The 11,930-nt window shown below is 66.4% G+C and carries 6 protein-coding genes; all 6 read left to right on the top strand.

Annotated elements, in window-relative coordinates:
* The first annotated feature begins 7 nt into the window (after positions 1 to 7).
* The 6 genes from rplL to fusA all read left to right on the top strand — a co-directional run bounded on the left by rplL (position 8) and on the right by fusA (position 11,756).
* Entirely contained in the window at positions 8 to 388 is a 381-nt protein-coding gene (gene rplL, locus ACH4B3_RS05230) for a 50S ribosomal protein L7/L12 (protein ID WP_398461328.1), read from the top strand.
* 511 nt (positions 389 to 899) lie between these two features.
* Entirely contained in the window at positions 900 to 4,382 is a 3,483-nt protein-coding gene (rpoB, locus tag ACH4B3_RS05225) for a DNA-directed RNA polymerase subunit beta (protein ID WP_398461327.1), read from the top strand.
* A gap of 97 nt (positions 4,383 to 4,479) precedes the next feature.
* Positions 4,480 to 8,388, top strand: coding sequence for a DNA-directed RNA polymerase subunit beta' (locus ACH4B3_RS05220; RefSeq protein ID WP_398461326.1), 3,909 nt, complete (start codon positions 4,480 to 4,482; stop codon positions 8,386 to 8,388).
* 363 nt (positions 8,389 to 8,751) lie between these two features.
* Complete coding sequence (rpsL, locus tag ACH4B3_RS05215; RefSeq protein ID WP_003948652.1) at positions 8,752 to 9,123, top strand: 30S ribosomal protein S12; 372 nt, start codon at positions 8,752 to 8,754, stop codon at positions 9,121 to 9,123.
* 2 nt (positions 9,124 to 9,125) lie between these two features.
* Positions 9,126 to 9,596, top strand: coding sequence for a 30S ribosomal protein S7 (gene rpsG / locus ACH4B3_RS05210; protein WP_135340137.1), 471 nt, complete (start codon positions 9,126 to 9,128; stop codon positions 9,594 to 9,596).
* A 39-nt stretch (positions 9,597 to 9,635) separates the two neighbouring features.
* On the top strand, positions 9,636 to 11,756 hold the full coding sequence (gene fusA / locus ACH4B3_RS05205; protein ID WP_398461325.1) for an elongation factor G: 2,121 nt from the start codon (positions 9,636 to 9,638) through the stop codon (positions 11,754 to 11,756).
* Positions 11,757 to 11,930 lie beyond the last annotated feature (174 nt).

The raw sequence follows: 11,930 nt of genomic DNA, 5'->3' as shown, positions 1-11,930 counted from the left end.
AGCCGCCATGGCTCTCACCCAGGACGAACTGCTCGCCGAGTTCGAGGGCATGACCCTCCTGCAGCTCGCCGAGTTCGTGAAGGCGTTCGAGGAGAAGTTCGACGTCACCGCCGCCGCGCCCGTCGCCGTCGCCGCCGGTGTCCCGGGCGCCCCGGCCGCCGAGGCCGTCGAGGAGAAGGACGAGTTCGACGTCATCCTCACCGGCGCCGGTGACAAGAAGATCCAGGTCATCAAGGTCGTCCGTGAGCTGACCTCGCTCGGCCTGAAGGAGGCCAAGGACCTGGTCGACGGTACCCCGAAGCCGGTTCTGGAGAAGGTCAACAAGGAGCAGGCCGACAAGGCGAAGGAGGCCCTGGAGGGCGCCGGCGCCGCGGTCGAGGTCAAGTGACCTCGTTGAGTCTCTGACTCTTCGCGTCCGAAGGGCGATCACCCGTACGGGTGATCGCCCTTCGGCGTTCACGGGACGGCTGCGTTGCCTTCGCGGCGTCGCCAGGTAGGGTGATCTTCGTTGCCGGTTGCCACCTGGTGTGACGATCTCCCTTCCGTGGGGGGCCTTGACGAACGGCACGCAGCGCGCAATTCTCAGGACGCGACGACACAGCGATCCGTGGTTCGAGGCATGGATCGAGGGTGAAGTGGGCAGTATCGGGATGCACCTTCCGGAGGAAGAGGTGGGAGCAGCGCACCGGTCTTGGAAGACCCTGCCCTGGACATCAGTGAGCCGAGTGGCTACACTGACCCTTTGCGCTGCCTGTTAGCTGCTCCCTGCCCGTCACCAGGGGCATGCCCACCGTCGAACACAGCTGAGCGAGAGACCCTGACCTGGGGTTTCCGTCCCTTGTGGTCACGGCGGGACCGGTACGCGCGTAGTGAGTCCGAGCCCTCGGAAGGACCCCCTCTTGGCCGCCTCGCGCAACGCCTCGACTGCCAATACGAACAACGGCGCCAGCACCGCCCCGCTGCGCATCTCCTTTGCGAAGATCAAGGAACCCCTCGAGGTTCCGAACCTCCTTGCACTGCAGACCGAGAGCTTCGATTGGCTGCTCGGCAATGCCGCCTGGAAGGCTCGCGTCGAGGCTGCGCTGGACAGTGGTCAGGACGTGCCCACCAAGTCCGGTCTGGAAGAGATCTTCGAGGAGATCTCTCCGATCGAGGACTTCTCCGGGTCGATGTCGCTGACCTTCCGCGATCACCGTTTCGAGCCGCCGAAGAACTCCATCGACGAGTGCAAGGAGCGCGACTTCACGTACGCCGCGCCGCTCTTCGTCACCGCGGAGTTCACCAACAACGAGACCGGTGAGATCAAGTCCCAGACGGTCTTCATGGGCGACTTCCCGCTCATGACCAACAAGGGCACCTTCTGCATCAACGGCACCGAGCGTGTCGTCGTCTCGCAGCTGGTCCGCTCGCCGGGTGTCTACTTCGACAGCCAGATCGACAAGACCTCCGACAAGGACATCTTCACCGCCAAGATCATCCCGTCCCGGGGTGCCTGGCTGGAGATGGAGGTCGACAAGCGCGACATGGTCGGTGTGCGTATCGACCGCAAGCGCAAGCAGTCCGTCACCGTCCTGCTCAAGGCGCTCGGCTGGACCACCGAGCAGATCCTGGAGGAGTTCGGCGAGTACGAGTCGATGCGCGCCACCCTGGAGAAGGACCACACCCAGGGCCAGGACGACGCGCTGCTCGACATCTACCGCAAGCTGCGTCCGGGCGAGCCGCCGACCCGCGAGGCCGCGCAGACGCTGCTGGAGAACCTGTACTTCAACCCCAAGCGCTACGACCTGGCCAAGGTCGGCCGCTACAAGGTCAACAAGAAGCTGGGTGCGGACGCGCCGCTCGACGCCGGCGTGCTGACCGTCGACGACGTCATCGCGACGATCAAGTACCTGGTCAAGCTGCACGCGGGCGAGACCGAGACGATCGGCGAGAACGGCACCTCGATCGTCGTCGAGACCGACGACATCGACCACTTCGGCAACCGTCGTCTGCGTAACGTCGGCGAGCTCATCCAGAACCAGGTCCGCACCGGCCTGGCCCGTATGGAGCGCGTCGTCCGGGAGCGGATGACCACCCAGGACGTCGAGGCGATCACGCCGCAGACCCTGATCAACATCCGGCCGGTCGTCGCCTCCATCAAGGAGTTCTTCGGCACCAGCCAGCTGTCGCAGTTCATGGACCAGACCAACCCGCTGTCGGGTCTGACCCACAAGCGCCGTCTGTCGGCGCTGGGCCCGGGTGGTCTCTCCCGTGAGCGGGCCGGCTTCGAGGTCCGTGACGTGCACCCCTCGCACTACGGCCGGATGTGCCCGATCGAGACGCCGGAAGGCCCGAACATCGGTCTGATCGGCTCGCTCGCCTCCTACGGCCGGGTGAACGCGTTCGGCTTCGTGGAGACCCCGTACCGCAAGGTCGTCGGCGGCGTCGTCACCGACCAGGTGGACTTCCTCACCGCCGACGAGGAGGACCGCTTCGTCATCGCCCAGGCGAACGCGCCGCTGGCCGACGACAACACCTACGCCGAGGCCCGCGTCCTGGTCCGCCGCCGTGGCGGTGAGATCGACTACGTCGCCGGCGACGAGGTCGACTACATGGACGTCTCGCCGCGCCAGATGGTGTCGGTCGCGACCGCCATGATCCCGTTCCTCGAGCACGACGACGCCAACCGCGCGCTCATGGGATCGAACATGATGCGCCAGGCCGTTCCGCTGATCAAGGCGGAGTCGCCGCTGGTCGGTACCGGTATGGAGTACCGCTGCGCGGTCGACGCCGGCGACGTCATCAAGGCCGAGAAGGACGGTGTCGTCCAGGAGGTCTCCGCCGACTACGTGACGGTGGCCAACGACGACGGCACGTACACCACCTACCGGGTGGCCAAGTTCAACCGCTCCAACCAGGGCACCTCCTTCAACCAGAAGGTCGTCGTGGACGAGGGCGCCCGGGTCGTGGAGGGCCAGGTGCTCGCCGACGGTCCGTCCACCGACAAGGGTGAGATGGCGCTCGGCAAGAACCTCCTGGTGGCGTTCATGCCGTGGGAGGGCCACAACTACGAGGACGCGATCATCCTCAGCCAGCGCCTGGTGCAGGACGACGTCCTCTCCTCGATCCACATCGAGGAGCACGAGGTCGACGCCCGCGACACCAAGCTGGGCCCCGAGGAGATCACCCGGGACATCCCGAACGTCTCCGAGGAGGTCCTCGCCGACCTCGACGAGCGCGGCATCATCCGCATCGGTGCCGAGGTCGTCGCCGGCGACATCCTCGTCGGCAAGGTCACGCCCAAGGGCGAGACCGAGCTGACCCCCGAGGAGCGCCTGCTCCGCGCGATCTTCGGTGAGAAGGCCCGTGAGGTCCGTGACACCTCGCTGAAGGTGCCGCACGGCGAGATCGGCAAGGTCATCGGCGTGCGCGTGTTCGACCGCGAGGAGGGCGACGAGCTGCCCCCGGGCGTGAACCAGCTGGTCCGCGTCTACGTCGCGCAGAAGCGCAAGATCACCGACGGTGACAAGCTCGCCGGCCGGCACGGCAACAAGGGCGTCATCTCCAAGATCCTGCCGGTCGAGGACATGCCGTTCCTGGAGGACGGCACCCCGGTCGACATCATCCTCAACCCGCTCGGCGTCCCGTCCCGAATGAACCCGGGACAGGTGCTGGAGATCCACCTCGGCTGGCTGGCCTCGCGGGGCTGGAAGGTCGAGGGCAGCGAGGAGTGGATGCAGCGGCTGCAGGCCATCGGCGCCGACGACGTCGCGGCCGGCACCAACGTCGCCACCCCGGTCTTCGACGGCGCGCGCGAGGACGAGATCGCCGGTCTCTTCGAGTCCACGATCCCCAACCGCGACGGCGACCGGCTGGTGCTGCCCTCCGGTAAGGCCCGGCTCTTCGACGGCCGCTCCGGCGAGCCGTTCCCGGACCCGATCTCGGTCGGCTACATGTACATCCTCAAGCTGCACCACCTGGTGGACGACAAGCTGCACGCCCGGTCCACCGGTCCGTACTCCATGATCACCCAGCAGCCGCTGGGTGGTAAGGCTCAGTTCGGTGGCCAGCGCTTCGGTGAGATGGAGGTGTGGGCGCTGGAGGCTTACGGCGCCGCGTACGCCCTCCAGGAGCTGCTGACCATCAAGTCCGACGACGTCACCGGCCGCGTGAAGGTCTACGAGGCCATCGTCAAGGGCGAGAACATCCCGGAGCCCGGCATCCCCGAGTCCTTCAAGGTGCTCATCAAGGAGATGCAGTCCCTGTGCCTCAACGTGGAGGTGCTGTCCAGTGACGGTATGTCCATCGAGATGCGTGACACCGACGAGGACGTCTTCCGCGCTGCGGAGGAGCTCGGTATCGACCTGTCCCGGCGCGAGCCGAGCAGCGTCGAAGAGGTCTGACGGGTCAGACGGAGGTTCGGTCCTGCCGGACCTCCGTCTCCCCCGGACCCCAGTCAGACCCCTGAAGACACGACCCCGAAAGAGGGATTGACGACAAGTGCTCGACGTCAACTTCTTCGACGAGCTGCGGATCGGCCTGGCGACCGCGGACGACATCCGACAGTGGTCCCACGGCGAGGTGAAGAAGCCGGAGACCATCAACTACCGCACCCTGAAGCCGGAAAAGGACGGGCTCTTCTGCGAGAAGATCTTCGGTCCCACCCGGGACTGGGAGTGCTACTGCGGTAAGTACAAGCGTGTCCGGTTCAAGGGCATCATCTGCGAGCGCTGTGGCGTCGAGGTCACTCGGGCCAAGGTGCGCCGTGAGCGGATGGGCCACATCGAGCTGGCCGCTCCCGTCACCCACATCTGGTACTTCAAGGGCGTTCCGTCGCGGCTGGGCTACCTGCTCGACCTCGCCCCGAAGGACCTCGAGAAGGTCATCTACTTCGCCGCCTACATGATCACGTGGGTGGACGACGAGCGCCGTACGCGCGACCTGCCGTCGCTGGAGGCCCACGTCTCCGTCGAGCGCCAGCAGATCGAGCAGCGCCGCGACGCCGACCTGGAGGCCCGGGCCAAGAAGCTCGAGTCGGACCTGGCCGAGCTGGAGGCCGAGGGCGCCAAGGCGGACGTGCGCCGCAAGGTGCGCGAAGGCGCCGAGCGGGAGATGAAGCAGCTGCGCGACCGCGCGCAGCGCGAGATCGACCGTCTCGACGAGGTGTGGAACCGCTTCAAGAACCTCAAGGTCCAGGACCTCGAGGGCGACGAGCTGCTCTACCGCGAGCTGCGTGACCGCTTCGGCACCTACTTCATGGGTGGCATGGGCGCGGCCGCGCTGCAGAAGCGCCTGGAGTCCTTCGACCTCGACGAGGAGGCCGAGAAGCTCCGCGAGATCATCCGGACCGGCAAGGGCCAGAAGAAGACCCGCGCGCTCAAGCGCCTCAAGGTCGTCTCGGCGTTCCTGCAGACCCGCAACAGCCCGAACGGCATGGTGCTGGACTGCATCCCGGTCATCCCGCCGGACCTGCGTCCGATGGTGCAGCTGGACGGTGGCCGCTTCGCGACCTCCGACCTGAACGACCTGTACCGCCGGGTCATCAACCGGAACAACCGTCTGAAGCGTCTGCTGGACCTCGGTGCCCCCGAGATCATCGTGAACAACGAGAAGCGGATGCTGCAGGAGGCCGTCGACGCGCTGTTCGACAACGGCCGCCGCGGTCGCCCGGTGACCGGTCCCGGTAACCGCCCGCTGAAGTCCCTCAGCGACATGCTGAAGGGCAAGCAGGGTCGATTCCGTCAGAACCTGCTGGGCAAGCGTGTCGACTACTCGGCGCGTTCCGTCATCGTCGTCGGCCCGCAGCTCAAGCTGCACCAGTGCGGTCTGCCGAAGGCGATGGCGCTGGAGCTGTTCAAGCCGTTCGTGATGAAGCGCCTGGTGGACCTCAACCACGCGCAGAACATCAAGTCGGCCAAGCGCATGGTCGAGCGTGGCCGCACCGTGGTGTACGACGTCCTCGAAGAGGTCATCGCCGAGCACCCGGTGCTGCTGAACCGTGCGCCCACCCTGCACCGTCTGGGCATCCAGGCCTTCGAGCCGCAGCTGGTCGAGGGCAAGGCCATCCAGATTCACCCGCTCGTGTGCACCGCGTTCAACGCGGACTTCGACGGTGACCAGATGGCCGTGCACCTGCCGCTGTCCGCGGAGGCCCAGGCCGAGGCCCGCATCCTGATGCTGTCCTCGAACAACATCCTCAAGCCGGCCGACGGCCGTCCGGTCACCATGCCGACCCAGGACATGGTGCTGGGCCTGTTCTTCCTCACCACCGACGAGGAGGAGCGGGAGGTCCGCGGCGAGGGCCGGTCCTTCGGCTCCACCGCCGAGGCGATCATGGCCTTCGACGCCCGGGAGCTGTCGCTCCAGGCGAAGGTCGACATCCGGTTCCCGGTCGGCAGCGTCCCGCCCCGCGGCTGGACCCCGCCGGTCGTCGAGGGGTCGGACGAGGGTGAGGCCGCCTGGCAGCAGGGTGACAGCTTCCGGCTGCGCACCACGCTGGGCCGCGCGCTCTTCAACGAGCTGCTGCCCGAGGACTACCCGTTCGTCGACTACTCGGTGGGCAAGAAGCAGCTCTCCGAGATCGTCAACGACCTCGCCGAGCGCTATCCGAAGGTCATCGTCGCGGCGACCCTGGACAACCTGAAGGCGGCCGGTTTCCACTGGGCCACCCGGTCCGGTGTCACCGTCGCGATCTCCGACGTCGTCGTCCCCGAGGCCAAGAAGGCCATCGTCGCGGGCTACGAGGCGCAGGACGAGAAGGTCCAGAAGCAGTACGAGCGCGGTCTGATCACCAAGGACGAGCGCACGCAGGAGCTCATCGCGATCTGGACCAAGGCGACCAACGAGGTCGCCGAGGCGATGAACTCGAACTTCCCCAAGACGAACCCCATCTTCATGATGGTTGACTCGGGTGCCCGAGGAAACATGATGCAGATGCGGCAGATCGCCGGTATGCGTGGTCTGGTGTCGAACGCGAAGAACGAGACCATCCCGCGTCCGATCAAGGCGTCCTTCCGTGAGGGCCTGTCGGTGCTGGAGTACTTCATCTCCACGCACGGTGCCCGTAAGGGTCTGGCCGACACCGCGCTGCGTACCGCCGACTCGGGTTACCTCACCCGTCGTCTGGTGGACGTCTCGCAGGACGTGATCATCCGCGAGGAGGACTGCGGCACCGAGCGCGGCCTCAAGCTGGCGATCGCGACCAAGGGCGCGGACGGTGTGCTGCGGAAGACCGACGACGTCGAGACCAGCGTGTACGCGCGCTGCCTCGCCGAGGACATCGTGGTCGACGGCAAGGTGCTGGCCCCGGCCGGCACCGACCTGGGTGACGTCCTCATCCAGGAGCTCGTCCGGCACGGCGTCGAGCAGGTCAAGACCCGCTCGGTGCTCACCTGCGAGTCCGCCGTCGGCACCTGCGCCATGTGCTACGGCCGCTCGCTGGCGACCGGCAAGCTGGTGGACATCGGTGAGGCGGTCGGCATCATCGCCGCCCAGTCCATCGGTGAGCCCGGTACCCAGCTGACGATGCGTACCTTCCACACCGGTGGTGTGGCCGGTGACGACATCACCCAGGGTCTGCCGCGTGTCGTCGAGCTCTTCGAGGCCCGTACGCCCAAGGGTGTCGCCCCGATCTCGGAGGCGGCCGGCCGCGTCCGGATCGAGGAGACCGAGAAGACCAAGAAGATCGTCGTCACCCCGGACGACGGCTCCGACGAGACCTCCTACGGCATCTCGAAGCGAGCCCGTCTGCTGGTGGGCGAGGGCGACCACGTCGAGGTCGGCCAGGCGCTGACGGTGGGTGCCACCAACCCGCACGACGTGCTGCGCATCCTCGGCCAGCGCGCCGTCCAGGTGCACCTGGTCGGCGAGGTCCAGAAGGTCTACAACTCGCAGGGTGTGTCGATCCACGACAAGCACATCGAGATCATCATCCGGCAGATGCTGCGCCGGGTGACGATCATCGAGTCCGGCGACGCGGAGCTGCTGCCGGGCGAGCTGGTGGAGCGTTCGCGCTTCGAGTCGGAGAACCGTCGGGTGGTCACCGAGGGCGGTCACCCCGCCTCCGGCCGTCCGCAGCTGATGGGTATCACCAAGGCCTCGCTGGCGACCGAGTCGTGGCTGTCGGCGGCGTCCTTCCAGGAGACGACCAGGGTCCTGACCGACGCGGCGATCAACGCCAAGTCGGACTCCCTGATCGGCCTCAAGGAGAACGTCATCATCGGTAAGCTCATCCCGGCCGGTACGGGCCTGTCCCGCTACCGGAACATCCGGGTCGAGCCGACCGAGGAGGCCAAGGCCGCGATGTACTCGGCCGTCGGTTACGACGACATCGACTACTCGCCGTTCGGTACCGGCTCCGGCCAGGCGGTCCCGCTGGAGGACTACGACTACGGTCCGTACAACCAGTAGGTGGTAGCGGCCGGTCGGAGTACCGGCACGTGACACGGGCAGGGCGGTCACCCCAGGACGGGGTGGCCGCCCTGCTGGGGTTCCGCCCGCGGTGCGTGACGACTATGCTGCGGGACGGTGTGTCCTGCGCGTGTGCATTTGTTTTGACCGGAGCCGATGCGCTAGGTACGCTCTGACCTTGTGCCTGGGGTGTCCCTGGGCTCCCGTGCGCGCTTATGCCATGGGGCCCGAGGTGTCGACACCGAGACTGACGCACTCTCTCGCTTCCCGCGAAAGTCTGCAGTCCGCGACACACCCGACCGCGTGGGTCGGAGAATCCCCAGGTTAGCTTTAACGAGACGGCACACAGAAACCGGAGAAACGGTGCCTACGATCCAGCAGCTGGTCCGCAAGGGCCGGCAGGACAAGGTCGAGAAGAACAAGACGCCCGCGCTCGAGGGTTCCCCCCAGCGTCGTGGCGTCTGCACGCGTGTTTTCACGACCACCCCGAAGAAGCCGAACTCGGCCCTGCGTAAGGTCGCGCGTGTGCGTCTGACCAGCGGGATCGAGGTCACCGCTTACATTCCGGGTGAGGGCCACAACCTGCAGGAGCACTCCATCGTGCTCGTGCGTGGCGGTCGTGTGAAGGACCTGCCGGGTGTTCGTTACAAGATCATCCGCGGCTCCCTCGACACGCAGGGCGTCAAGAACCGCAAGCAGGCTCGCAGCCGCTACGGCGCCAAGAAGGAGAAGTAAGAATGCCTCGTAAGGGCCCCGCCCCGAAGCGCCCGGTCATCATCGACCCGGTCTACAACTCTCCTCTTGTCACCTCGCTGATCAACAAGATCCTGCTGAACGGCAAGCGGTCCACCGCCGAGCGCATCGTCTACGGTGCCATGGAGGGCCTGCGCGAGAAGACCGGCAACGACCCCGTCATCACGCTCAAGCGCGCGCTCGAGAACGTGAAGCCGGCCCTTGAGGTGAAGTCCCGCCGTGTCGGTGGCGCCACCTACCAGGTCCCGGTCGAGGTCAAGCCCGGCCGCGCCTCCACCCTCGCGCTGCGCTGGCTCGTGGGTTACTCCCGCGCCCGCCGCGAGAAGACCATGACCGAGCGTCTGATGAACGAGCTGCTGGACGCCAGCAACGGTCTGGGCGCCTCCGTCAAGCGTCGCGAGGACACCCACAAGATGGCCGAGTCCAACAAGGCCTTCGCGCACTACCGCTGGTAGTCGCTACCCCATCGAGAACCGAGAGAAGACGAAAGCCTCATGGCTACCACTTCACTTGACCTGGCCAGGGTCCGCAACATCGGGATCATGGCCCACATCGACGCGGGCAAGACGACCACCACCGAGCGGATCCTGTTCTACACCGGTGTCTCGTACAAGATCGGTGAGGTCCACGACGGCGCTGCCACGATGGACTGGATGGAGCAGGAGCAGGAGCGCGGCATCACGATCACGTCGGCCGCGACGACCTGTCACTGGCCGCTCGCGAACGTCGACCACACGATCAACATCATCGACACCCCGGGCCACGTCGACTTCACCGTCGAGGTGGAGCGCTCGCTGCGCGTGCTCGACGGTGCCGTCACGGTGTTCGACGGTGTCGCGGGCGTCGAGCCCCAGTCCGAGACCGTGTGGCGTCAGGCGGACCGCTACGGCGTGCCGCGCATCTGCTTCGTCAACAAGCTGGACCGTACCGGTGCCGAGTTCCACCGCTGCGTCGACATGATCGTCGACCGGCTCGGTGCGGTGCCGCTGGTCATGCAGCTGCCGATCGGTGCCGAGGCCGACTTCAAGGGCGTGGTGGACCTCGTCCAGATGAAGGCTCTGGTCTGGTCCGCCGAGGCCGCCAAGGGCGAGATGTACGACGTCGTCGACATCCCGGACACCCACACCGAGGCTGCCGAGGAGTGGCGCGGCAAGCTGCTCGAGGCCGTCGCGGAGAACGACGAGGAGATGATGGAGCTGTTCCTGGAGGGCGTCGAGCCCACCGAGGAGCAGCTGTACGCGGCCATCCGCCGCATCACCATCGCCTCCACCGGCAAGGGCACCACCACGGTCACCCCGGTGTTCTGTGGCACCGCGTTCAAGAACAAGGGCGTCCAGCCCCTGCTCGACGCGGTCGTGCGCTACCTGCCGTCGCCGCTCGACATCGAGGCGGTCGAGGGTCACCTGCCGAGCAACGACGAAGAGGTCGTGAAGCGCAAGCCGTCCGACGACGAGCCGTTCGCCGGCCTTGCCTTCAAGATCATGAGCGACCCCCACCTGGGCAAGCTCACCTTCGTCCGCGTCTACTCCGGCCGCATGGAGACCGGCACCCAGGTGCTGAACTCCGTGAAGGGCCGGAAGGAGCGGATCGGCAAGATCTACCGGATGCACGCGAACAAGCGTGAGGAGATCGACAGCGTGGGTGCCGGCGACATCGTCGCCGTCATGGGTCTGAAGCAGACCACCACCGGCGAGACCCTCAGCGACTCCGCCAAGCCGGTGATCCTGGAGTCCATGGACTTCCCGGCCCCGGTCATCGAGGTGGCCATCGAGCCGAAGTCCAAGGGCGACCAGGAGAAGCTGGGCGTCGCGATCCAGCGGCTGGCCGAGGAGGACCCGTCCTTCCGCGTCAAGACCGACGAGGAGACCGGCCAGACCATCATCGCTGGTATGGGCGAGCTGCACCTGGACGTGCTGGTCGACCGTATGCGCCGTGAGTTCAAGGTCGAGGCCAACGTCGGCAAGCCGCAGGTCGCGTACCGCGAGACGCTGCGCAAGGCGGTCGAGCGTCTGGACTACACGCACAAGAAGCAGACCGGTGGTTCCGGTCAGTTCGCGAAGATCCAGATCGCGCTGGAGCCGCTCGAGGGCGACGGCTACGAGTTCGAGAACAAGGTCACCGGTGGCCGCGTTCCGAAGGAGTACATCCCCTCGGTCGACGCCGGCTGCCAGGAGGCCATGGAGTTCGGCGTGCTGGCCGGCTACCCGCTGACGGGTGTCAAGGTCACGCTGCTCGACGGTGGCTACCACGAGGTCGACTCTTCCGAGATGGCCTTCAAGATCGCCGGTTCGATGGCCTTCAAGGAGGCCGCCCGCAAGGCCAGCCCGGCCCTGCTCGAGCCGATGATGAAGGTCGAGGTCACCACGCCCGAGGACTACATGGGCGATGTGATCGGCGACATCAACTCCCGCCGTGGACAGATCCAGTCCATGGAGGACCGCAGTGGTGCCAAGCTGGTCACCGGCCTGGTTCCGCTGTCCGAGATGTTCGGCTACGTCGGAGACCTGCGCAGCAAGACCTCTGGCCGCGCCAGCTACTCCATGCAGTTCGACTCCTACGCCGAGGTTCCCCGGAACGTCGCCGAGGAGATCATCGCGAAGGCCAAGGGCGAGTAACACTTCGTTGCCATCCCCTTTAGGCTGGAGCTAAAGGCATCGGGGCATACCGCCACAGATCGCTCCATGTGATCTGTGGCGGGGCCCCGGCCGCCGGCCCCCAGAAACGAATACGGCGAAGGGCATCCCCCTCGGGGTCCTGGCCGGTTCGGTAAGACCACCTGAACCCATCCG

The organism is Streptomyces sp. NPDC018031, from assembly GCF_044327625.1.
Lineage (GTDB): Bacteria > Actinomycetota > Actinomycetes > Streptomycetales > Streptomycetaceae > Streptomyces.
The sequence above is the reverse complement of the archived record's forward strand: the minus strand, read 5'-3'. Positions and strand labels throughout refer to the sequence as shown.